This is a genomic window from Streptomyces dengpaensis, from assembly GCF_002946835.1.
GTDB lineage: Bacteria > Actinomycetota > Actinomycetes > Streptomycetales > Streptomycetaceae > Streptomyces > Streptomyces dengpaensis.
Genome location: NZ_CP026652.1, coordinates 7431971 through 7455664, shown reverse-complemented (window position 1 = coordinate 7455664; position 23694 = coordinate 7431971). Strand labels below are relative to the sequence as shown.

The 23694-nt window shown below is 66.4% G+C and carries 18 protein-coding genes and 3 rRNA genes; 7 read left to right on the top strand and 14 right to left on the bottom strand.

Features of this window, described 5'->3' with window-relative positions:
* Window positions 1–54 precede the first annotated feature (54 nt).
* From C4B68_RS34700 to C4B68_RS34650, 11 genes are all read right to left on the bottom strand, one after another.
* Entirely contained in the window at window positions 55–528 is a 474-nt protein-coding gene (locus C4B68_RS34700; protein ID WP_033327106.1) for a bifunctional nuclease family protein, read from the bottom strand.
* A gap of 86 nt (window positions 529–614) precedes the next feature.
* Window positions 615–1370 carry a transcriptional regulator FtsR gene (gene ftsR / locus C4B68_RS34695; protein ID WP_099505504.1) on the bottom strand — a complete coding sequence of 252 codons (756 nt, stop codon included), beginning with the start codon at window positions 1368–1370 and terminating at the stop codon, window positions 615–617.
* A 42-nt stretch (window positions 1371–1412) separates the two neighbouring features.
* The gene (locus C4B68_RS34690) at window positions 1413–2372 is read right to left on the bottom strand and encodes an FHA domain-containing protein (protein WP_099505503.1); all 960 of its coding nucleotides are present in this window, start codon (window positions 2370–2372) and stop codon (window positions 1413–1415) included.
* Window positions 2373–2433: 61 nt separating this feature from the next.
* A complete protein-coding gene (locus C4B68_RS34685; protein WP_240634563.1) occupies window positions 2434–3396 on the bottom strand; it encodes a DUF881 domain-containing protein in 963 nt (320 codons plus the stop codon).
* 5 nt (window positions 3397–3401) lie between these two features.
* On the bottom strand, window positions 3402–3734 hold the full coding sequence (locus tag C4B68_RS34680; RefSeq protein WP_003988855.1) for a small basic family protein: 333 nt from the start codon (window positions 3732–3734) through the stop codon (window positions 3402–3404).
* Entirely contained in the window at window positions 3731–4636 is a 906-nt protein-coding gene (locus C4B68_RS34675; RefSeq protein ID WP_099505502.1) for a DUF881 domain-containing protein, read from the bottom strand. Before C4B68_RS34675 ends, C4B68_RS34680 begins: the two co-directional genes overlap by 4 nt.
* Before the next feature lie 97 nt (window positions 4637–4733).
* Window positions 4734–7229: a mannose-1-phosphate guanyltransferase gene (locus C4B68_RS34670; protein ID WP_099505501.1), complete on the bottom strand. Its 2496-nt coding sequence runs from the start codon at window positions 7227–7229 to the stop codon at window positions 4734–4736.
* Window positions 7230–7343: 114 nt separating this feature from the next.
* Window positions 7344–7952: a cardiolipin synthase ClsA gene (gene clsA / locus C4B68_RS34665; protein WP_099505500.1), complete on the bottom strand. Its 609-nt coding sequence runs from the start codon at window positions 7950–7952 to the stop codon at window positions 7344–7346.
* Between the two features lie 170 nt (window positions 7953–8122).
* A 5S ribosomal RNA gene (gene rrf, locus C4B68_RS34660) occupies window positions 8123–8239 on the bottom strand.
* A gap of 92 nt (window positions 8240–8331) precedes the next feature.
* A 23S ribosomal RNA gene (locus C4B68_RS34655) occupies window positions 8332–11451 on the bottom strand.
* Window positions 11452–11769: 318 nt separating this feature from the next.
* Window positions 11770–13295 (bottom strand): 16S ribosomal RNA (locus C4B68_RS34650).
* The 16S, 23S and 5S rRNA genes sit together here, the layout of an rRNA operon.
* 843 nt (window positions 13296–14138) lie before the next feature.
* Between C4B68_RS34650 and C4B68_RS34640 the strand changes: the two genes are divergently transcribed.
* Window positions 14139–14588, top strand: a complete 450-nt coding sequence (locus C4B68_RS34640; RefSeq protein WP_099500457.1) for a PTS sugar transporter subunit IIA — start codon at window positions 14139–14141, stop codon at window positions 14586–14588.
* A gap of 80 nt (window positions 14589–14668) precedes the next feature.
* Window positions 14669–16339 carry a phosphoenolpyruvate--protein phosphotransferase gene (gene ptsP / locus C4B68_RS34635; RefSeq protein WP_099500456.1) on the top strand — a complete coding sequence of 557 codons (1671 nt, stop codon included), beginning with the start codon at window positions 14669–14671 and terminating at the stop codon, window positions 16337–16339.
* A 70-nt stretch (window positions 16340–16409) separates the two neighbouring features.
* On the opposite strand, the gene C4B68_RS34630 is transcribed toward ptsP, so the two are convergent.
* Window positions 16410–17300 (bottom strand): hypothetical protein, encoded by an 891-nt coding sequence (locus C4B68_RS34630; protein WP_099500455.1) that lies wholly within the window; start codon window positions 17298–17300, stop codon window positions 16410–16412.
* A 114-nt stretch (window positions 17301–17414) separates the two neighbouring features.
* Complete coding sequence (locus C4B68_RS44190; RefSeq protein WP_276311611.1) at window positions 17415–17675, bottom strand: hypothetical protein; 261 nt, start codon at window positions 17673–17675, stop codon at window positions 17415–17417.
* Between the two features lie 37 nt (window positions 17676–17712).
* Here C4B68_RS44190 and C4B68_RS44185 point away from each other — a divergent pair, with 37 nt between their 5' ends.
* The 4 genes from C4B68_RS44185 to C4B68_RS44180 all read left to right on the top strand — a co-directional run bounded on the left by C4B68_RS44185 (window position 17713) and on the right by C4B68_RS44180 (window position 19108).
* Window positions 17713–18171: a hypothetical protein gene (locus tag C4B68_RS44185; protein WP_276311610.1), complete on the top strand. Its 459-nt coding sequence runs from the start codon at window positions 17713–17715 to the stop codon at window positions 18169–18171.
* A 283-nt stretch (window positions 18172–18454) separates the two neighbouring features.
* Window positions 18455–18763 (top strand): hypothetical protein, encoded by a 309-nt coding sequence (locus tag C4B68_RS43685; protein WP_240634562.1) that lies wholly within the window; start codon window positions 18455–18457, stop codon window positions 18761–18763.
* Window positions 18760–18966 carry a hypothetical protein gene (locus C4B68_RS43680; RefSeq protein WP_240634561.1) on the top strand — a complete coding sequence of 69 codons (207 nt, stop codon included), beginning with the start codon at window positions 18760–18762 and terminating at the stop codon, window positions 18964–18966. The genes C4B68_RS43685 and C4B68_RS43680 overlap by 4 nt, the downstream gene beginning before the upstream one ends.
* 19 nt (window positions 18967–18985) lie before the next feature.
* Window positions 18986–19108 carry a hypothetical protein gene (locus C4B68_RS44180; protein ID WP_257217258.1) on the top strand — a complete coding sequence of 41 codons (123 nt, stop codon included), beginning with the start codon at window positions 18986–18988 and terminating at the stop codon, window positions 19106–19108.
* Here the strand turns inward: C4B68_RS44180 and C4B68_RS34615 are convergent, their stop codons facing one another.
* Window positions 19109–21076 carry an acetoacetate--CoA ligase gene (locus C4B68_RS34615; RefSeq protein ID WP_099500454.1) on the bottom strand — a complete coding sequence of 656 codons (1968 nt, stop codon included), beginning with the start codon at window positions 21074–21076 and terminating at the stop codon, window positions 19109–19111.
* A gap of 213 nt (window positions 21077–21289) precedes the next feature.
* On the opposite strand from C4B68_RS34615, the gene C4B68_RS34610 reads away from it, so the two are divergent.
* Complete coding sequence (locus tag C4B68_RS34610; RefSeq protein ID WP_099500453.1) at window positions 21290–23656, top strand: glycoside hydrolase family 31 protein; 2367 nt, start codon at window positions 21290–21292, stop codon at window positions 23654–23656.
* Window positions 23657–23694: the final 38 nt, after the last annotated feature.

Genomic DNA, 23694 nt, shown 5'->3' with positions numbered 1-23694 from the left:
CGGTGTGACCGGCTATCGGTGCCGGACTTCACTGGCTGCCGTCGGTGCCGCGCATCACTGGCTATTGGTGCCGAAGTCCTCGGGCGAGATCTGGTCGAGGAACTCGCGGAACTTCTCCACCTCGTCCTCTTGCTCGTCCGGAATCGCGATTCCTGCGTCGTCGAGCACCCCGTCGCTGCCGTAGATCGGCGTGCCGGTGCGCAGGGCAAGCGCTATGGCGTCGGACGGCCGCGCACTCACTTCGACACCGCTGGCGAACACGAGCTCCGCATAGAAGACGCCGTCACGCAGGTCCGTGATGCGCACTTCGGTGAGTTCCTGGCCCACAGCCTCCAGCACGTCCTTGAACAGGTCGTGGGTCAGCGGTCGCGCGGGGGCCATGCCCTGCTGAGCGAAGGCGATCGCCGTCGCCTCCCCCGGTCCGATCCAGATGGGGAGGTAACGGTCGCCTCCCACTTCACGCAGAAGCACGATCGGTTGGTTGGAGGGCATCTCGACCCGGACACCTACGACATCGAGCTCGTTCACACAGCAACCCTAGGCCGTGCCCGGGACGTTTGGGTAGTCGGGCACAGAACGGGTGGACGATCCGCAGGCCGGTCCGGCGCCTCGGATCAGGGCAATCGCACGCCCAGCGCGGTCTGCACCAGCGCTGCGTGCAGCTTCACCGTGAGCCCCGCCAGCTCCTTCGTACGGGCTTCCGCGTGCGCCCTGGTCTGCGGATTGCGGTGACGCCTCAGCGGGGCCACCACCTGGTCCACAAGGCCCGCGTCACGGTCCGCCGCGGCCTTCATCGCGCGCAGATGGCGCGGCTCGATCCCGAACCGCCCCAGCTCGACGACGAGCGCGGCGACGGTCACCGCCTCCGCGTCGTACGCACCGTCCGGCAGCGGTGCGATCAGCCCGTACGACTCCCACTCCTTGAGCTGCTGCTCACCGATCTCGGCGGCGGCCAGCAGCTCGGCACGGCCCACACGGGCCGCAGTGGGCGCCTCGGACTCTCCGAAAAGATCACCGAGCGGTTCTCCGGCGTCGGCGTCACGCTGGCGCCCCACGGACGGCAGGCGCACCGCCTCACCGCGCTCCAGGGCGTCCAGGTGCTCCCTGATCACCTTCAGCGGCAGATAGTGGTCCCGCTGCATCCGCAGGACGTGGCCGAGGCGCTCGACGTCGCGCGCACTGAACTTTCGATACCCCGAGGGCGTCCGCTGCGGCTCGATGAGCCCCTCCGACTCCAGGAACCGAATCTTGGAGATGGTGACTTCGGGGAACTCGTCGCGCAGCGCGTTCAGCACCACGCCGATGCTCATCAGCCCACTGTCCGCGGCGGCGGTACCGCTTCCGGTACCGCCGCTCGGTGTTTGAAGCATGGACCTTCCCTGGGATCCCCCCGGACGAAGTCCGGGGGAGGGTCAGATGCCCCGCTGGCTCGCGTAGAAGACCAGCCGGTACTTCCCGATCTGCACCTCGTCACCGTTCGACAGGGCGACCTGGTCGATCCGCTCCCGGTTGACGTAGGTGCCGTTCAGGCTGCCGACGTCGGCCACCGTGAACGTGCCGTCCGCGGCGCGGCGGAACTCCACATGGCGGCGCGACACGGTCACGTCGTCCAGGAAGATGTCGCTCTGCGGATGACGCCCTGCCGTGGTCAGATCGCTGTCCAGCAGGAAGCGACTGCCCGAGTTCGGGCCGCGGCGCACCACCAGGAGCGCCGAGCCGAGCGGCAGCGCGTCGACGGCCGCCTGCGCCTCGGGAGAGAGCATCGGCGAGGGCGTCTGGCCCGTCACCTCGGCGTCGTAGGCCTCGAGGCCCGAAATGGAGATCGTGGACGTCGTCTCGGACGGACGCTCCGGACCGCCCCGCAGCGGCGCACCGCAGTTGGAACAGAAGCGGCTGTTCTCCGCGTTGCGGTTCCCGCACCTCGTACACACCAGGGCCGACATGGACGGATCCTCCTGCCGCGGCTGCCCGCCAGGGGCATGGGACGCGTACGGGTCGGAGGCAAACCCTCCACCCGCACTTGAGGTTGACGGTTCCCCGAAACCTATGCGGCCTGACTGGGCAGGGTCAACAGACGGCGCGCCCTGACCACCGGAAATGTCACCGACCTGGTCCCGGAACAGCGGGCGCTCGCCGCTCTGGCCCTCGGCCTCTCCATGGCGTGGTGCGCGGTGCCGGGCAGTCGCGTTGTCACCGCTGCCCTCTCGCGCGCTCTTGCCGAACAACTTCGCAAACAACTTCACGGGCGATTCCCCTTGACCGAAACAGACCCGCCCGTGGGGCAGGACGAACCCTGATTGAACACACCGGTCGACCCGGACATCCTCACAACGTCCGTATCCACCAGACAGTTTCCACCACGCACCACCCATTCGGTGCGCCGACCCCCCGCAACCTCATGCCCTCGCCGGACGCCCGCCATGCGGCCCCGGTTCACTGGGACGACGACCGAGCGTAGTCAGGCCGCTTCGCCTGCCGCAAGGCGTCCACAACGATCTTCGTCGAGCGGTCCACCGTGACGGTGGCCTGCTCCTTCTCCAGTGTCTGCACCACGCCTCCGGGGATGTTGAGCGCCGGCTCCAGGTCCTGCGGCTTGCCGATGACCTTGAAACGATAGGGCTGGGCGATCTTGTTCCCGTCGACCTTCACTCCGCTCCCGGAGTCCGTCAGATAGGTGCTGGCGACGACGCGTACGCCGTTGACCTGGATCGCCTCCGCGCCGGCCGCGCGCAGCTCCTGGATCGCGTCAAGCAGCATGTCCGCCTCGACCGTCCCCTTCGTGTCGTTGACCGTCACCGTGATGCCGGGTCCCTGCGCGGCCACGGTGCCCGCCAGAATGCCGAGTTGTCTCTCCTTCTCGACCGTCTGCTTGCGAGCCTCCTCAGCCTGGTCCGAGCTGCTCTCCAGCTCGGTGCGCTGATCTTCCAGACCCTGCTTCTCGTCTTCAAGACGCTGAGTACGGTTGTCGAGTTCATCGAGGATACGTACGAGATCTTCCTGACGTGCGCCGCGCAGGGCGCTGTCGCTGTCGCTGTTGGAGGCGACCTGGACGGCCAGGCCGAAACCGAGGCCGAACAGCAGCACGGCGACGATGAGTTGCGCACGCGTCACACGCGGCGGCCACAACCCCTTGGCCAGTCGCTGACGGCCGGTCAGCGACGGTTCGGAGCCCTCATCGTGCTCCTCCTGCCCGGAACCCTCGGGTGCCGCGGCGGACACCTCTTCGGGCAGTTCCCTGCGCAGCCGGTTCTCAGGCGTCTTGGAGGAGGGCTGGGAGGACTCCGCGGTCTCGGAGGGCCGGGAGGTCCCGGCAGGCTGGGGAGCCTCGGAGGGCCGGGGGGCCTCGGAGGGGTGGGTGGTCGCGGAGGGGTGGGTGGTCTCGTCCTTGTTGCTCATCGGCCTCACGCCCGGAACACGTGCCGGCGGATCGCCGCGGCGTTGGAGAAGATACGGATACCGAGGACGACCACGACGCCCGTGGAGAGCTGGGCGCCGACGCCCAACTTGTCGCCCAGGAAGACGATCAGCGCGGCCACGACCACGTTCGAAAGGAACGACACCACGAAGACCTTGTCGTCGAAGATGCCGTCGAGCATCGCGCGCAGGCCTCCGAACACGGCGTCGAGCGCCGCCACCACGGCGATGGGGAGGTAAGGCTCGACGACCGCCGGAACCTCGGGCCGGACCAACAATCCAGCCACGACTCCCACGACGAGGCCCAGTACGGCGATCACGATGTGCCCTTCTCTGTGCTCGGCTGTGCTGTACGTACGATCACACTCGGTGCGGCGGACAACCCGACCTCGTCCTCGACGGAAATGCTGGTCCGGATCCCGAAGTTCTCCTGCAGGGCGTGCAGATACAGCCCGTCGGCACTGTTCTGGAACCTGGTGCCGAGCCGCTTGCCGTCCCCCACCGCGAGCACCGTGTACGGCGGCACCAGCGGCTTGTTGTCGACCAGTATCGCGTCACCTGCGGCCCTGATCGCCGACAGGGCCGTCAGCCGCTGTCCGTTGATGGCGATGGCCTCGGCACCCGACTCCCAGAGCCCGTTGACGACGCGCTGCATGTCACGGTCGCGGACGCGTCCGGTGTCGGAGAACCCGGAGGTCCCCCGCGGATCGCCCTCTCCGCCCGCGGTGGCATCCTTGGCGTCGTTCACGACGAGCTTCACGCCGGGGCCATGCACATCGGTGGCGCCGGACAGGAGACTCACCAGGTCGGCCTGCTCACCGCCCCCGTTCTTGTTGAGCGCCTCTCGCTGCCGGGCGCTCACATCGGCGCGCAGGGTGTCGACACTGCTCTCGAGCTTGTCGGCGGCCGCGGTCTCGCGCTCGATGCGGTCGATGAGCTCCTGGCGCTCCTTGGCGACGACAGGGGCGGCTATCCGCGCGTTCGCGGCTCCCACGGTCACGACCAGGGCCGCGAGGACGAGACCGGCGGCCAGACCGAGCTTCGCCCGCACCGTTTTCGGCATGCCACCAGTGCCCTCGGCCTTCTTACGGGCGGCCGCTTCGGCGTATCCGTCGTCGAGGCTGTGGTCCATGACGTTGGTGAGCAGCGACATGGAGGCGTCCGGGCGCGAGAGGCGCGGAGGTGTGCTCCGAACGGGGGGTGGCTGCGGCATGCCGCACATCGTCGCACGTCGCGGGCGCTACCTCCGAATGGCCCCACCGGCGTGCCGGACAGGCCCCCTTGGGGGCACTTGTCCGGCACGCGCGCGTGCAGGGTGTTTAGCGACCGGCGCTGTCCACGACGGCCGCCCACTCGTCGAGCAGCGCCTCCGCGGAGGCGTCGTCGGGACCTTCGGCCCACAGATGCGTGACCGCCTCGGCGGGGTCAGGGAGCACCATCACCCAGCGCCCGTCGGCCTCGACCACACGTACGCCGTCGGTGGTGTCCACAAACCGGTCTCCGGCTTCTTCCACGACCCGGCGCATCACCAGTCCCTTGACCGCCCAGGGAGTCGCGAGATCGCGCTTGATCACGTGCGCCCGCGGAATCCGCGCGTCGATCTGGCTGAGCGTGAGCTGCGTCCGCGCCACCAGCCCGATGAGTCGTACGAAGGCGGCCGCGCCGTCGAACACACCACTGAACTCGGGAATGATGAAGCCGCCGCGCCCGTCACCGCCGAAGATCGTCGACTCCTCGCGCCCGACCCGCGTCAGATCATCGGGAGACGTGGTCGTCCACTCCACCTGCGTACCGTGGTACGCCGCCACCTGCTCGGCGATCCGCGTGGTGGTCACCGGCAGCGCCACCCGCCCACTGCGCCGCTCCGCGGCCACCAGGTCGAGCATGACGAGCAGGGCCCGGTCGTCCTCGACGATCCGCCCCTTCTCGTCGACGAGCGAGAGCCGCTCACCCACCGGGTCGAAGCGCACCCCGAACGCCGCCCGCGCGGATGCGACGATCTCGCCGAGCCGCACCAGACCGGCCCGCCGCGTGTCCGCCGTCTCCGTCGGCCTCGACTCGTCGAGACCGGGATTGATGGTCAACGAATCCACGCCGAGCTTGCCCAACAGGCTGGGCAGCACAAGCCCCGCACTGCCGTTGGAGGCGTCCACGACCACCTTCAGCCCGGATTCGGCGATACCGGTGGTGTCGACATTCCTCAGCAGCGATCCCGTGTACGAATCGAAGACGCTGGCCGGGAAGTGCAGATCCCCGATCTCACCCGGGAACGCGCGCCGGTACTCCTGCCGCGCGAATACCCGGTCCAGTTTCCGCTGCCCTCCCTGCGAGAGATCGGCGCCCTGCCCGTCGAAGAACATGATGTCGACGGAGTCCGGCACTCCAGGCGTCGTCCGGATCATGATCCCGCCCGCACTGCCCCTGGCGGTCTGCTGCCGGGCCACCGGCAGCGGCACGTTCTCCAAGTCGCGTACGTCGATGGCGCTGGCCTGCAGAGCCGAGATGACTGCCCGCTTCAGCGCACGAGCGCCTCGGGAGTGGTCACGGGCCGTCGTGACCGTGGAGCCCTTCTTGAGCGTCGTCGCGTATGCCCCAGCGAGGCGTACGGCGAGTTCCGGGGTGATCTCCACGTTCAGGATTCCGGACACGCCACGGGCGCCGAAGAGATGCGCCTGGCCTCGCGACTCCCAGATCACCGAGGTGCTGACAAAGGCGCCGGCCTCAATGGTCTTGAACGGGTAGACGCGTACATTGCCCTGGATGATCGATTCCTCACCGACAAGGCATTCGTCGCCGATGACGGCGCCGTCCTCGATCCGGGCGGCCCGCATGATGTCGGTGTTCTTCCCGACGACGCAGCCGCGCAGATTGCTGTGCTGCCCGATGTAGACGTTGTCGTGCACCACGGCCCTGTGCAGGAATGCGCCGCTCTTGACGACGACATTGGAGCCGACGACGGTGTGCTCGCGGATTTCGGCGTTCGCCTCGACCTTGGCATAGTCCCCGATGTACAGGGGTCCACGCAGCACCGCATCGGGGTGCACCTCGGCGCCCTCGGCCACCCACACGCCCGGGGAGATCTCGAAGCCGTCGAGCTCGACGTCCACCTTGCCTTCCAGGACGTCGGCCTGCGCCTTCACATAGCTCTCATGGGTGCCGACGTCCTCCCAGTAGCCCTCGGCGACATAGCCGTATACCGGCTTGCCCTCCTTCATCAGCTGAGGGAAGACGTCGCCTGACCAGTCGACGGACACATCGGCCTCGACATAGTCGAAGACCTCGGGCTCCATGACATAGATGCCCGTATTCACGGTGTCCGAGAAGACCTGCCCCCAGGTCGGCTTCTCCAGGAAGCGCTCGACCTTGCCCTCTTCGTCCACGATGGTGATGCCGAATTCGAGCGGATTCGGTACGCGCGTCAAACAGACCGTGACCAGCGCGCCCTTCTCCTTGTGGAAATTGATGAGCTCAGTGAGATCGAAGTCGGTCAGAGCATCACCGGAGATCACGAGGAAGGCGTCGTCCTTCAACGCCTCCTCGGCGTTCTTGACGCTGCCGGCAGTACCGAGTGGCTTCTCCTCATTGGCATAGGTGAGCTCCATGCCGAGCTCCTCGCCATCACCGAAGTAGTTCTTGACCAGCGATGCCAAGAACTGGACAGTAACGACGGTCTCGTTGAGCCCATGCCTTTTGAGCAGCCGTAGCACATGCTCCATGATCGGGCGGTTGGCCACGGGCAGGAGCGGCTTGGGCATGCTTGAGGTCATGGGACGAAGGCGTGTGCCTTCGCCTCCGGCCATCACGACGGCCTTCATGTCGGAAGCGTCCTCCTTGAAGAGATGACGGTCTAGCCGACTTCACCCGTCCAGATTGTCCCGCACTTTTCGTCCGCGGGCCATCGAGCCACTGCAGCCGCACAATCGGCGAGCTCAATCGGCCATGGCGTCCGCCCTGACGAGACGGCGGACCTGAACCACGTAGAGGATCCCTGCCCACCAGTAGAGCGTTGTACCCCATCCGGCGAACGCCCAGCCGAAAATAGCAGCGAGTGACGCGATCCATCCACTTGCGTCACTGAGCAGCAGCAGCGGGAAAGCATACATCAGGTTGAACGTGGCCGCCTTCCCAAGGAAGTTGACCTGCGGCGGCGGATAGCCGTGACGCCGGAGGATGCCCACCATCACCAGCAGAAGCAACTCGCGCGCCAGAAGTACAGCGGTCAACCAGAGCGGGAGAATCTCGCGCCAGGTGAGGCCCACAAGAGTCGACAAAATGTAGAGCCGGTCGGCGGCGGGATCAAGCAGCCGGCCAAGGCTGCTGATCTGGTTCCAGCGCCGGGCGAGCTTCCCGTCCAGATAGTCGCTGATACCGCTCAGCATGAGCACGAGCAGCGCCCAGCCGTCACTCTTGGGACCGCCGAACTCCGGCCTGAGGATCAGCCACAGGAAGATGGGTACGCCGGCAAGGCGCGCCATGCTGAGGATGTTCGGGATGGTGAGGACCCGGTCTGTCTGGACGCGGGTCTCCTGGACCTCCACCCGGGGGCCTCCTGTGGGAAACGAGCCAACGATGCCCCCTGACTTTACCCGCAGCCTTCACGCTCTGGTACAGAGGGGGTCGGGACGGACGCCATCGGCAAAACTCCCAGAGGAAACAAAAAAGCTCCGGCTCTCGGGCTGTATGCCCAAGAGCCGGAGCTCTAAAAGAAGTTCGGCGGCGTCCTACTCTCCCACAGGGTCCCCCCTGCAGTACCATCGGCGCTGTAAGGCTTAGCTTCCGGGTTCGGAATGTAACCGGGCGTTTCCCTCACGCTATGACCACCGAAACACTATGAAACTGTGAATACCGCACCGTCGCCGTGGCCCGACAACGGGGTTGTTCGTGGTTTCAGAACCAACACAGTGGACGCGAGCAACTGAGGACAAGCCCTCGGCCTATTAGTACCAGTCACCTCCACACCTTACGGCGCTTCCAGATCTGGCCTATCAACCCAGTCGTCTACTGGGAGCCTTAACCCCTCAAGGGGGTGGGAGTCCTCATCTCGAAGCAGGCTTCCCGCTTAGATGCTTTCAGCGGTTATCCCTCCCGAACGTAGCCAACCAGCCATGCCCTTGGCAGGACAACTGGCACACCAGAGGTTCGTCCGTCCCGGTCCTCTCGTACTAGGGACAGCCCTTCTCAAGACTCCTACGCGCACAGCGGATAGGGACCGAACTGTCTCACGACGTTCTAAACCCAGCTCGCGTACCGCTTTAATGGGCGAACAGCCCAACCCTTGGGACCGACTCCAGCCCCAGGATGCGACGAGCCGACATCGAGGTGCCAAACCATCCCGTCGATATGGACTCTTGGGGAAGATCAGCCTGTTATCCCCGGGGTACCTTTTATCCGTTGAGCGACGGCGCTTCCACAAGCCACCGCCGGATCACTAGTCCCGACTTTCGTCCCTGCTCGACCCGTCGGTCTCACAGTCAAGCTCCCTTGTGCACTTACACTCAACACCTGATTGCCAACCAGGCTGAGGGAACCTTTGGGCGCCTCCGTTACCCTTTGGGAGGCAACCGCCCCAGTTAAACTACCCATCAGACACTGTCCCTGATCCGGATCACGGACCCAGGTTAGACATCCAGCACGACCAGACTGGTATTTCAACGACGACTCCACAAACACTGGCGTGCCTGCTTCACAGTCTCCCAGCTATCCTACACAAGCCGAACCGAACACCAATATCAAACTGTAGTAAAGGTCCCGGGGTCTTTCCGTCCTGCTGCGCGAAACGAGCATCTTTACTCGTAGTGCAATTTCACCGGGCCTATGGTTGAGACAGTCGAGAAGTCGTTACGCCATTCGTGCAGGTCGGAACTTACCCGACAAGGAATTTCGCTACCTTAGGATGGTTATAGTTACCACCGCCGTTTACTGGCGCTTAAGTTCTCAGCTTCGCCAAGACGAATCCTGACTAACCGGTCCCCTTAACGTTCCAGCACCGGGCAGGCGTCAGTCCGTATACATCGCCTTACGGCTTCGCACGGACCTGTGTTTTTAGTAAACAGTCGCTTCTCGCTGGTCTCTGCGGCCACCCCCAGCTCGAGGAGCACGTCCCCTCACCAGTGATGGCCCCCCTTCTCCCGAAGTTACGGGGGCATTTTGCCGAGTTCCTTAACCATAGTTCACCCGAACGCCTCGGTATTCTCTACCTGACCACCTGAGTCGGTTTAGGGTACGGGCCGCCATGAAACTCGCTAGAGGCTTTTCTCGACAGCATAGGATCATCCACTTCACCACAATCGGCTCGGCATCAGGTCTCAGACAATTGCCAGGCGGATTTACCTACCTGACGTCCTACACCCTTACCCCGGGACAACCACCGCCCGGGATGGACTACCTTCCTGCGTCACCCCATCACTCACCTACTACCAGCTCGGGTCACCGGCTCCACCACTTTCCTTTCCCCGAAGGGTCCGGAACGGCTTCACGGGCTTAGCATCACTGGATTCGATGTTTGACGCTTCACAGCGGGTACCGGAATATCAACCGGTTATCCATCGACTACGCCTGTCGGCCTCGCCTTAGGTCCCGACTTACCCTGGGCAGATCAGCTTGACCCAGGAACCCTTAGTCAATCGGCGCACACGTTTCTCACGTGTGTATCGCTACTCATGCCTGCATTCTCACTCGTGAACCGTCCACCACTGCCTTCCGGCGCGGCTTCACCCGGCACACGACGCTCCCCTACCCATCACAGCCTCCGTTGGGAGTATTGCTGCAATGACACGACTTCGGCGGTACGCTTGAGCCCCGCTACATTGTCGGCGCGGAATCACTAGACCAGTGAGCTATTACGCACTCTTTCAAGGGTGGCTGCTTCTAAGCCAACCTCCTGGTTGTCTCTGCGACTCCACATCCTTTCCCACTTAGCGTACGCTTAGGGGCCTTAGTCGATGCTCTGGGCTGTTTCCCTCTCGACCATGGAGCTTATCCCCCACAGTCTCACTGCCGCGCTCTCACTTACCGGCATTCGGAGTTTGGTTAAGGTCAGTAACCCGGTAGGGCCCATCGCCTATCCAGTGCTCTACCTCCGGCAAGAAACACACGACGCTGCACCTAAATGCATTTCGGGGAGAACCAGCTATCACGGAGTTTGATTGGCCTTTCACCCCTAACCACAGGTCATCCCCCAGGTTTTCAACCCTGGTGGGTTCGGTCCTCCACGACCTCTTACAGCCGCTTCAACCTGCCCATGGCTAGATCACTCCGCTTCGGGTCTTGAGCGCGCTACTAAACCGCCCTATTCGGACTCGCTTTCGCTACGGCTTCCCCACACGGGTTAACCTCGCAACACACCGCAAACTCGCAGGCTCATTCTTCAAAAGGCACGCAGTCACGAGACACATCCGAAGATGTGTCCGACGCTCCCACGGCTTGTAGGCACACGGTTTCAGGTACTATTTCACTCCGCTCCCGCGGTACTTTTCACCATTCCCTCACGGTACTATCCGCTATCGGTCACCAGGGAATATTTAGGCTTAGCGGGTGGTCCCGCCAGATTCACACGGGATTTCTCGGGCCCCGTGCTACTTGGGTGTCTCTCAAACGAGCCGCTGACGTTTCGACTACGGGGGTCTTACCCTCTACGCCGGACCTTTCGCATGTCCTTCGCCTACATCAACGGTTTCTGACTCGTCCTGTCGCCGGCAGACAACAGAAGAGAGATCCCACAACCCCCCAAGCGCAACCCCTGCCGGGTCTCACACACTTGAGGTTTGGCCTCATCCAGTTTCGCTCGCCACTACTCCCGGAATCACGGTTGTTTTCTCTTCCTGCGGGTACTGAGATGTTTCACTTCCCCGCGTTCCCTCCACACTGCCTATGTGTTCAGCAGCGGGTGACAGCCCATGACGACTGCCGGGTTTCCCCATTCGGAAACCCCCGGATCAAAGCCTGGTTGACGACTCCCCGGGGACTATCGTGGCCTCCCACGTCCTTCATCGGTTCCTGGTGCCAAGGCATCCACCGTGCGCCCTTAAAAACTTGGCCACAGATGCTCGCGTCCACTGTGCAGTTCTCAAACAACGACCAACCACCCATCACCCCGAACCAGTAGTCCGAGTGCACTGGGGCCGGCACTGAAGGCAGCCACATTCGGCCGTACCCTCAGACACCCAACAGCGTGCCCGACACCCCTACCACCCATGATCCGCGTTCCACACTCCGAAGAGCACTACCAGCAGGCCGAGTTGGCTGAAGATGCCGAATAATCAACGTTCCACCCATGAGCAACCAGCATCGGACGTTCGCCGATGTACTGGCCTCTGACCAAGTCCCCGAAGGTCGTTGGTGAGAAGTGCTCCTTAGAAAGGAGGTGATCCAGCCGCACCTTCCGGTACGGCTACCTTGTTACGACTTCGTCCCAATCGCCAGTCCCACCTTCGACAGCTCCCTCCCACAAGGGGTTGGGCCACCGGCTTCGGGTGTTACCGACTTTCGTGACGTGACGGGCGGTGTGTACAAGGCCCGGGAACGTATTCACCGCAGCAATGCTGATCTGCGATTACTAGCAACTCCGACTTCATGGGGTCGAGTTGCAGACCCCAATCCGAACTGAGACAGGCTTTTTGAGATTCGCTCCGCCTCGCGGCTTCGCAGCTCATTGTACCTGCCATTGTAGCACGTGTGCAGCCCAAGACATAAGGGGCATGATGACTTGACGTCGTCCCCACCTTCCTCCGAGTTGACCCCGGCAGTCTCCTGTGAGTCCCCATCACCCCGAAGGGCATGCTGGCAACACAGAACAAGGGTTGCGCTCGTTGCGGGACTTAACCCAACATCTCACGACACGAGCTGACGACAGCCATGCACCACCTGTACACCGACCACAAGGGGGCACCCATCTCTGGATGTTTCCGGTGTATGTCAAGCCTTGGTAAGGTTCTTCGCGTTGCGTCGAATTAAGCCACATGCTCCGCTGCTTGTGCGGGCCCCCGTCAATTCCTTTGAGTTTTAGCCTTGCGGCCGTACTCCCCAGGCGGGGCACTTAATGCGTTAGCTGCGGCACCGACGACGTGGAATGTCGCCAACACCTAGTGCCCACCGTTTACGGCGTGGACTACCAGGGTATCTAATCCTGTTCGCTCCCCACGCTTTCGCTCCTCAGCGTCAGTAATGGCCCAGAGATCCGCCTTCGCCACCGGTGTTCCTCCTGATATCTGCGCATTTCACCGCTACACCAGGAATTCCGATCTCCCCTACCACACTCTAGCCTGCCCGTATCGACTGCAGACCCGGGGTTAAGCCCCGGGCTTTCACAACCGACGCGACAAGCCGCCTACGAGCTCTTTACGCCCAATAATTCCGGACAACGCTTGCGCCCTACGTATTACCGCGGCTGCTGGCACGTAGTTAGCCGGCGCTTCTTCTGCAGGTACCGTCACTTTCGCTTCTTCCCTGCTGAAAGAGGTTTACAACCCGAAGGCCGTCATCCCTCACGCGGCGTCGCTGCATCAGGCTTTCGCCCATTGTGCAATATTCCCCACTGCTGCCTCCCGTAGGAGTCTGGGCCGTGTCTCAGTCCCAGTGTGGCCGGTCGCCCTCTCAGGCCGGCTACCCGTCGTCGCCTTGGTGAGCCACTACCTCACCAACAAGCTGATAGGCCGCGGGCTCATCCTTCACCGCCGGAGCTTTCCACCCAGGAGCATGCGCTCCCGGGTCGTATCCGGTATTAGACCCCGTTTCCAGGGCTTGTCCCAGAGTGAAGGGCAGATTGCCCACGTGTTACTCACCCGTTCGCCACTAATCCACCCCGAAGGGCTTCATCGTTCGACTTGCATGTGTTAAGCACGCCGCCAGCGTTCGTCCTGAGCCAGGATCAAACTCTCCGTGAATGTTTTCCCGTAATCGGGACGACACCACGAGAGCGGAACGATCAGCCGGAATAAGACCGATCGTTCACAGCGTCCTCGCTGTGCGCCTGCCCCGAAGGGCAGGACTTTTTCAAAGGAACCTCGCCCCAGCCGATCGGCCGGAGACGGGGTATCAACATATCTGGCGTTGATTTTTGGCACGCTGTTGAGTTCTCAAGGAACGGACGCTTCCTTTGTACTCACCCGAGAGACTCTCTCAGGCTTTCCTCCGGGCGCTTCCCTTCGGTCTCGCGTTTCCGACTCTACCAGATCTTCCCGATCCGATTTCCTCGACGCTTTCCAGGTTTCCACTTTCGCGTTTCCCTTTCCAGCGGGTCCGACTCTATCAGATCCTTTCGGGCCTGATTCCCAGTCAGCGGGGATTGTCTTCCCGGCCCTCGGGCCGTTCCGATGTCCCAAACATTAGCGGATCCTCCCGGGCGGCGCCTAATCGGGCCGCCGAGCCCCAATCGAATTACTTTCGGACGCGCCGAATGCAATCCCGGATGGGTGACCGTGCTGGTGGTTGGGTGCCGCATCAGCGGCCAAGGTGCCACCGCGGAACCGTTACGGCTCCGGGGCAGACCAAGAACAGTACGGATCGGCACAGGGGGTGTCAACCCCCGCTGTCAAGATTTTTTAGGCGAGGGTGACCCGGGTGCGCTCGCGATGCGGAAGCCGATCTGTCGCAGCTGGTGGTCTAGACCACCAGCTGCTAGCTTCCATACAGAACCGACACTTCATCTGACATACCCTGCTGCTCAGTGTGCCGTCCGGGACTGGCAGTGACGGCCCATTTGCATCTCCACCCCTGGGAGGCTTCCCATGACCACCGTGACGTCCCCTCTTGCAGGACGTGCCATCGGACTCGCCGCGGTGCCGGATCCCGTGTTCTCCGGAGCGATGGTCGGCCCGGGCACAGCGATCGATCCCGTGCGCGAGCCCTCAGAGGCTGTCGCCCCCGTTGACGGAGTAATTGTCTCGCTTCACCCGCATGCCTTTGTCGTAGTCGACAGTGAGGGCCACGGTGTGCTCACGCACCTGGGTATCGACACCGTGCAGCTCAACGGCGAGGGCTTCGAGCTGCTCGTCAACAAGGGCGACACCGTGACCCGCGGTCAGGGCGTAGTGCGGTGGGACCCGGTCGCCGTCGAGGAGGCGGGCAAGTCCCCGGTGTGCCCGATCGTCGCGCTTGAGGCCGGGGCCGGCTCCCTTTCCGATGTCCGTGAGGACGGCGATGTGAAGGCCGACGACATCCTTTTCGGCTGGCAGTGACACCAGTGCCGTCTTGGCGGACGGCACGTAGGACAACCACCGCGGCGGCCGGACCCGCCGCACTATCGGAGACGGGTGAGATGGAGACAACTCTGCGAGGCGTCGGTGTGAGCCACGGTGTGGCGATCGGCGAGGTTCGGCACATGGGGACGGCTGTTCTTGAACCGCCTGCCAAGCAGATCCCTTCGCAGGACGCGGAGCGCGAACAGGGGCGTGCCCGCAAGGCCGTGGAGGCTGTGGCAGCCGACCTGATCGCGCGCGGCAACCTGGCGGGGGGCGAAGCCCAGGCGGTGCTCGAGGCTCAGGCCATGATGGCCCTGGACCCCGAGCTGATGGCGGATGTGGAACGGCGTATCACGGTCGGCAGCACGGCCGAGCGCGCGGTCTATGACGCGTTCGCCGCTTACCGCGCTCTGCTGGCCGGTGCCGGTGAGTACCTCGCTGGTCGCGTGGCCGACCTCGACGACGTGCGGAACCGTATCGTCGCCCGGCTGCTCGGGGTGCCCATGCCGGGTGTCCCGGACAGCGACGAGCCGTACGTCCTTATTGCTCGTGACCTCGCGCCTGCGGATACCGCGCTGCTCGACCCGACTCTGGTGCTCGGTTTTGTGACCGAGGAGGGCGGGCCGACCAGCCACAGCGCGATCCTGGCGCGCGCGCTCGGTGTTCCCGCCGTGGTCGCTCTTCCCGGTGCCGGTGAGCTCGCCGAAGGCACTGTGATCGCGGTGGACGGCAGCACCGGTGAGATCTTCGTGGAACCGAGCACTGAGAAGAAGGCGCAGCTGGAAACCGCCGCGGCCCAGCGCAAGGCGGCGCTGTCCGCGTCCACGGGTCCGGGTGCCACGTCCGACGGTCACAAGGTGCCGCTGCTGGCGAACGTCGGTGGTCCCGCGGACGTGCCGGCCGCCGTCGAAGCCGGTGCCGAGGGTGTCGGTCTGTTCCGTACCGAGTTCCTCTTCTTGGACGACAGCAAGAACGCGCCGTCCGAGCAGAAGCAGGTCGAGGCATACCGCCAGGTGCTCGAGGCCTTCCCCGAGGGCCGAGTCGTGGTGCGTGTGCTCGACGCGGGCGCGGACAAGCCGCTCGACTTCCTGACTCCGGCCGACGAGCCGAACCCGGCACTGGGTGTGCGGGGGCTGCGCACGCTGCTCGACCACCCGGACGTGCTGCGCACGCAGCTGACCGCCCTCGCGAAGGCTTCGGAGGGGCTGCCGGTCTACCTCGAGGTGATGGCTCCGATGGTCGCGGACCGTACCGACGCCAAGGCGTTCGCGGACGCGTGCCGTGCCGCTGGGCTGCAGGCGAAGTTCGGCGCGATGGTGGAGATTCCCTCGGCCGCGCTGCGGGCGCGGTCGATCCTGCAGGAGGTCGAGTTCCTGTCCTTGGGAACCAACGACCTCGCGCAGTACACCTTCGCCGCGGACCGGCAGGTGGGTGCGGTGTCGCGTCTGCAGGATCCGTGGCAGCCCGCGCTGCTCGACCTGGTCGCGCTGTCCGCCGAGGCGGCGAAGGCCGAAGGCAAGAGCTGTGGTGTCTGTGGTGAGGCCGCGTCGGACCCGCTGCTCGCGTGTGTGCTGACCGGTCTGGGGGTCACCTCCCTGTCTATGGGTGCCGCGTCGATTCCTTATGTCCGAGCGACGCTCGCGAAGTACACGCTGGCTCAGTGCGAGCGTGCGGCCGCGGCCGCACGTGCGGCGGATACGGCCGAAGAGGCGCGTGCGGCGGCGCAGGCGGTGCTGTCCGGCGAGTAGCCGGGCCGCGTCGTAGATCGGCTGGTGTTTCAGGGGCGCTCCACCCACGGGTGGGGCGCCCTTTACGCGTTCAGTGCGTGTGGCCCCTGGCTTCTCCTTCTTCTCCCAGGTCGGGTGGCACGCAGTAGTCGACACCCGATTCCGGGGAGACGAGGTCGCCGGAAGCAGCGTCGGTGCAGTAGGCGTCGAAGACCTCCGCTGCGGTCAGGGGTTCCAGGCCGTCCCCGCGCAGCCGCCAGCCGTAGATTCGGTCGGTGGTGTCGGGGGCGGTGGTGCGCATGACCAGTCCCCCGGCACTCTGGGTGGCGATGCCCAGGGCGAGGACGGCGGTGAACTCGAGGGTTTCCGACTCGTCGAGGTGGGCGGCGCCTGCGTCATCCTCGGCGCGGAGTACGGCAACGAGCGTTTCGGGTGTTGCCGAGACACTGCAGACGAGGTGGAGGTCACCGCGGTCCGCGGTGTCGATGATCCGGGTGAGCAGGTGGGCGGCGCGGGCGAAGGAGGCGCGGCCGATGTCCTCACCGCAGGATGCGCAGGTGCCGAGGCGGGCCAGGAGTGTGGTCGCGTACTCCCAGGTCGCCATGCGGACGGACTCGTCGACGAGGTCCGGGACGAGTTCGTCGAGGGACTGTCCGTCGTACGGAATCGTGGGGCCCGTGGCCGCCAGTTCGGCGGTGAAGCGTGTGCGGCTGGCCGGGGCGTCGGGTTCGAGGCCGCTTTCGGCGCAGAATTCGGCGTACTCCTCGGGGTCGAAGAGTGCCACTGTGGTGTGGCTGCCCTGGGCGGCGAGGGTCCTGAGCAGGGATTCCACCTGTTGCAGGTAGGTCGTGTGATCGTCGAAGGCGAAGGTGCGGTAGCGCCGCATCGCCGTGAAGTCCTCTTCGTCGGTCAGCAGACCGATGGTGCCGGCGATTTCGCGGCGCAGGACGCGTCGCATGGTCGGGTGCTGAGTGTGTGCCATGTTTCCCCCTGTGCACAGTCGATCAATGCTCACTCACAGTAACTGGCGGCACTGACAATGCCGGGTGGGTGAGGCGATCGCGCACGATGCGATGTTGAAACATGCAGGTCACGGCTATGGTCGCGCCGAAAGCGGTCCAGCCGAGGGGGCCGGCGGCCATGGCCGCCGTGAGGCGAGTGGCCCGACGCTTCGTTGGGCGGACTGCGCCAGTCCGTGGACGCCGGGGTATGCGCCTTGGGCCGTGTTGGGGGCGAGGGCGACGGCGAGTTCCCAGGAGACGGTGGCGTGGAGCATCTCGGCGACGGTGAAGGCGACGGCCGCGGCGGTGAGGAACAGGGTCGCTGCGACGACTCCACCCGTGGCCGAGAGCGCCATGGCGGCGCCGCCCAGGGCGAAGCCGGCGGAGAGCGGGATGAGGAGGGCGCGGCGCCGCAGCTGTGGTGGCGCCGAATCGAGCGAGCGGGACCTGAAGGGCCACCACCATCACGTTGTTGAGGACCATCAGCAGCGGCGCGAGGCCCTGCGGCGCGTGGTCCGAGTGCGCGATCCACAGCGGCAGCCCGACCTTGAACACGGCGTCGTCGAGGAGGAGGACGCTCTCGGTGGCGACGTACGCGAGGTAGGTGCGATCGCACCAGGGCCTGGGCGGTCGCGTCGTACGGGCGGGGTCCTTCGACGGGGTGATCGTGCGGGAGGCCGACGGTGGTTCGCCGCAGCGCGTGGTGACGAGGGCGACGGCGACGAACGAGAAGGCGTCGCCCACAAGGAGCCACTGGTACGCCGCGGTGGTGCCGACGGTGAGGCTCCCGCCGCGGCGAGGCCGCCCAGGGCCCAGCCGGCGTTGGCGACGGTGCGCTGGACGGCCTGGTAGCGGACCCGGTCGGGGCCTGCGGCGCGGGTGGCGTACAGCTTGGTAAGGACGTTGGCGGCGCGGTCGCCGAGGGTGCCGATGGCAAAGAAGGCCAGCAGCAGGGCGTAGTTGGCGGTGGTCAGCAGCGCCAAGGAGGCGAGGGGCCCGCAGGATCTGAAGGGCGATCAGGATGTGGGTGAGCGGCCAGGGGAATTGCCTCGTCCGCCGAACGAGGCGTGTCCGAAGTCGCGTTGGAGCCGGGGACGGCTCTGCCCCGGTGCGCAGACTTGCCGACGAGCTCGGCGTGAGCCCGGGAACGGTCGCGACGGCCTACAAGGAGTTGCGCCGACGCGCGATCGTGGTGACCCGGGGACGCGGCGGGACCGTGGTCGCCGCCGCCCTCTCGGTGGCGTCGCAGCGGCCGCCGAAAGTGCCGGACGGACTGCGTGACTTGGCGGGCGGGCATCCGGACCCGAACTGCTTCCCCGTCTGGTGCCGTCGTCACAGCTCTACCCCGGTGTGCGGTCACACCGCGGTACGCCACGACTGGCGCGACTGGAGGACGCGGTACGGGACTGGCTCGGGCCGGACGGCGTGCCGACGGATCACGTGACGTTCGCGCACGGTGCGCTGGATCCGATCGGGCGGCTGCTGTCAGTGGAGTTGCGGCCAGGGGATGCTGTTGCCATGGAGGACCGCGGTTATCACCATCTGCTCGATCTGGTCACGGCATTGGGGCTGCGTACCGTTCCGGTCGCGGTGGACGATCGGGGGATACGCCCCGAGGCTTTGCGCGGCGCCCTGCGAGCGGGCTAACGGTGGTGGCTCGCGGCGGGTGCGCGCTTCCGGACCCGGTGTACGGATCTCGGTGGCGGAACTCGAACCCGCCGGCGCGGTACGCCTGGCCTCGGACTTCACCGCCGTACTCGGCGAGTCCGAGGCCACCTACGGGGGGTGATCAGGCGCGCTTGCGGGCCAGGTCCTCGTAGAAGCGCAGCAGTTCTACGTTGTCCACGGAGCCGACGTTGACCGCCTTCTCCAAAGGGGCGCCCTGGAGCAGGCGTTTGACCGGGACCTCGATGCGCTTGCCCGTGAGGGTGTGCGGGACGCCGGGGACCTCGATGACCTCGTCGGGGATGTGGCGCGGGGAGAGCTGTTCGCGGATGGTCTGCTTGATCCGGTTCAGGAGGGCCTCGTCGAGGACGGCTCCGGGGGCGAGGTGCACGAAAAGGGGCATCCAGTAGCCGCCGTCGGGCTGTTCGACGCCGATGACGAGCGACTCCTTGATCTCGGGGAGGCGTTCGACGGCTTCGTAGATGTCGGCTGACCCCATGCGCACGCCTTGGCGGTTGAGCGTGGAGTCGGAGCGGCCGTGGATGACGACGGAGCCGCGTGAGGTGACGGTGATCCAGTCGCCGTGGCGCCACACTCCGGGATACGTGTCGAAGTAGCTGTCGTGGTAGCGGCTGCCGTCGGGGTCGTTCCAGAAGCGGATGGGCATGGACGGCATCGGGTTGGTGACCACGAGCTCACCGACTTCGTCGGTGAGGGGCTTTCCGCTGGGGTCCCAGGACTGGAGGTCGGTGCCGAGACCGGGGGCCTGGAGTTCGCCGATGTGCACCGGGAGCGTGGGTACCGCTCCTGCGAAGCAGGAGCACACGTCGGTGCCGCCGCTGACGGAGGCGATCCACAGGTCCTCGCGGACCTCGTCGTGCAGCCAGCGGAAGCCGTCCGGCGGCAGGGGCGAGCCGGTGGTGGCGACGCACTGCACGCGCGCGAGGTCGAAGTCGCGGGAGGGGTGGACGCCGGCCTTGCGACACGCCATGACATACGCCGCGGACGTGCCGAAGAGGGTCGCCCCGGTGCGTTCCGCGATGCGCCACTGGGCGCCCGTGTCCGGATGGCCGGGGCTGCCGTCGTACAGGACGATCGTGGTGCCCGTGAGCAGGCCGGAGACGAGGAAGTTCCACATCATCCAGCCCGTGGACGTGTACCAGAAGAAGCGGTCCTCGGGGCCCAGGTCGCAGTGCAGGCCGAGCTGCTTGAGGTGTTCGAGGAGGATGCCGCCCTGGGACTGGACGATGGCCTTGGGGAGGCCGGTCGTGCCCGAGGAATAGAGCACCCACAAGGGGTGGTCGAAGGGCACCTGCTCGAAGACGGGGTCCACGTCGGCGGAGGTCAGGGCGGACCATTCCAGGGCGCCCTCGGGTGCCTCGGTGCCGAGCAGCGGGATGTGGACGACGGCGCGCAGCGTGGGCAGTTCGCGGCGCAGCTCGGCGACCACGTCGCGGCGGCCATGCTCCTTGCCGCCGTAGCGGTAGCCGTCGACGGTGAAGAGCACGACGGGTTCGACCTGCTGGAAGCGGTCCAGGACGCTGCGGGCACCGAAGTCCGGGGCGCAGGACGTCCAGACGCCTCCCACGGCGGCCGTGGCGAGGAGGGCGACGACGGCTTGCGGAATGTTCGGGAGATAGCCGCTGACACGGTCTCCGGGGCGTACGCCGAGGGCGCGCAGCTCGGCGGCCAGGGAGCCGACCTGACGTCGCAGCTCGGACCAGGTCAACGGGGTCGGCTCATGGGTCTCGTCGACGTACAGGAGGGCCGGTTGGTCCGCACGGGTCCCGGCCGCGCGCAGAGCGTGCTCGGCGTAGTTGAGGTTCGCCCCGGGGAACCACTGGGCGCCCGGCATGGAGCGGTCGCCGAGCACGCGCGCGTAGGGGGTCGAAAACCGTACGTCGAACCACTCGGTGACGGCTTTCCAGAAGGTGTCCAGTTCGTCCACCGACCAGCGGTGCAGTGCCGTGTAGCCGCCGTCGGACGGGGCTCCGTGGTGCTCGGCCGCCCAGGCCTGGAACTTCGTGATCTGTGCCTGGGCGATGCGTTCCTCGGTGGGCTGCCAGAGCGGTGAGGGGTTCGCGGTGGACATGGGGCGGCTCCCGGACTGTGCGCGTCGTGTGCGTCTGTCGCGCACGAGCTGGGGTGTGCGCGTCACGCGGCTGACACGGACGATGCCATGTGATCGACTCCCGCACCAGGGTGCGCCACACATAGTCGCTGGCGTGAAGATGTGGCGTCGCCACGGGTGAACGGAAGTTTAACGACTCACTCTTTTGGGGTCGGCAGTGGCAGGCTGAGCAGCATGGACGGTCATGACCTGGTGCGTTCGGTGAAGGCGGTCGGTTCGGGGGGTGCCACTCAAGGGTTGCGCACGGTGCGGGCCGCGTGGCGCAGGAGGCGTGCCGACGCCACCGGGTTGCCGCGGCGGGGCGCCGAGCGTGCGCGGGTGCCCGGGCCGGTGCGCGGCGTGGAGCCGGGGCCCGGCGGCGGTGTCGTCCGCTTCACGCGGTCCGAGCTGCGGATCACTGTTGCGGTGAGCGGGGCGGTGTTCTGGGGCTGGGACGGGGTCGGCCCGGAGCCGTCGTACGCGCTCGCGGGCCGCTGCCCGGAGCCGGACCCGCGGGCCGTCCTGGAGCCCGACAAGGACGGCGGCTGGCGGGTCGTGGCCGAGCGGGTGACGGTCGTGGTCTCGCGGCACGGCGCGGTCGAGGTGCGGACCCCCGGTGGTGTGATGCTGCGCCGCGATCTGCCGCCGCGTTGGTGGGAGCCCGTCGACGGCGGCGAGGCCCGTTGGATGCAGCGCTCCGAAGTGGCCGCCGACGCGCGGTACTTCGGCCTGGGCGGGCGCGCGGCGGGCCCCCGGCTGCGCGACGGGACGTACCGGCTGTGGAACACGGATCCCGGGCAGGCCTTCGGGCCCGGCGACGATCCGCTGTACATCACCATGCCCGTGCAGATGGTGGTTGCCGACGCTGCCACGCATCTCGTGTTCCACGACACGTCCTGGGACGGCACGGTGACGCTGCGCGAGGGCGAGGAGGGGGCCGGCTCCGGGCACGACCGAGCCGGGACGTGTGAGCTGCGGATGGACGGCGGCCCGCTGCGCTGCTGGGTGATGGTGGGCACCCCCGCGCGCGTGCTGCACGCCTGGGCGTCGCTCACCGGGGCGCCCGCACTGCCGCCCTCGTGGGCGATGGGGCACCACCACGCGCGGTGGGGCTTCGGCAACGAACAGGAAGTGCGGCGGATCGTCGCGGGCTACCAGGAGCGCGGTCTGCCGCTCGACGCGGTCCATCTGGACATCGACCACTACGACGCGCACCAGGTGTTCACGGTCGACCGGGAGCACTTCCCGAGGCTGCCGGTGCTCGCCGAGGAGCTGCGCCGCGACGGCGTCCGCCTGGTCTCGATCGTCGACCCCGCGGTCAAGGCCGAGCCGGGCAACGCCGTGTACGACGGCGGCCTCGCCGAGGACGCCTTCGTACGGGATGCCTCGGGGCGGCTCGTGCGGGGTGTCGCATGGCCCGGAGAGTCGGTCTATCCGGACTTCACGCACGCGCGCGTGCGGCGCTGGTGGGGCGGGCTGTACGAAGAGCGCCTCGCGCAGGGGTTCGCCGGGTTCTGGCATGACATGAACGAGCCGACGTCGTTCACGGCGTTCGGGGAGTCGACGCTGCCGCGCTCGGCCCGGCACTCCCTGGAGGGGCGCGGCGGTGACCATCGCGAGGCGCACAACGTGTACGCCCTGGGCATGGCCCGGGCCGCGTACGAAGGCCTGCGTGAACATGCGCCCCAGGAGCGGCCGTTCCTCTTCTCGCGCTCCGGGTGGGCCGGAATGCAGCGCTACGGAGGGACCTGGTCCGGGGACGTGGCCACGGGCTGGCCCGGGTTGCGGGCCTCGCTGTCCCTGGTGATGGGGCTGGGCCTGTGCGGGGTGCCGTATTCAGGACCCGACGTGGGCGGCTTCGACGGGAGCCCGTCGCCCGAGCTGTATCTGCGGTGGTTCCAACTCGGCGCGTACCTCCCGCTGTTCCGCACGCACGCGAGTCTGCGGGCGGGCCGCAGGGAGCCCTGGGAGTTCGGCGAGGACGTCCTGGAGCACGCGCGCGTGGCGCTCGTCGCGCGGCGGCGGCTGCTGCCGTACTTCATGACGCTGGCGCATCTGGCGCGCCGCACGGGCGCACCGTATGTGCGGCCGGTGTGGTGGGGCACGCCCGAGGACCGGGCGCTGCGCGATTGCGAGGACGCCTTTCTGCTCGGCGACTGCCTCCTGGTGGCGCCGGTGCTGGATCACGGTGCGGATCGCCGGGCGGTGCAGCTGCCGCGGGGGCGTTGGTACGACACGGTCACCGAGGAGGCGTACGAAGGGCCGACCCAGGTGTTGGTCGACGCCCCCTTGTCGCGGATTCCGGTGCTGGCGCGCGCGGGCGCCGTCGTGCCCGTACGGGGCGCCGACGGCGGTCTGGAGCTGGAGGCGTGGGCTCCCGCGCGCGGACGCGGCGGAGGCGGGCTCGTGGTGCCGGACGTGGGCGACGGGTGGGACGAGCCGGAGATCGAGCGTTATGTGACGCGCTGGGAGGGGCGGCACGTGGTCGTGCGCCGGGAGGGCGAGAGCGGCCTGAGCGAGCCGTCGTATCCGGTACGGGTGCGAGGGCTCGGGGCACCGTGACGGTCGGCCGAGTGTCTCGCGAGGGCCCTTGGACGTAC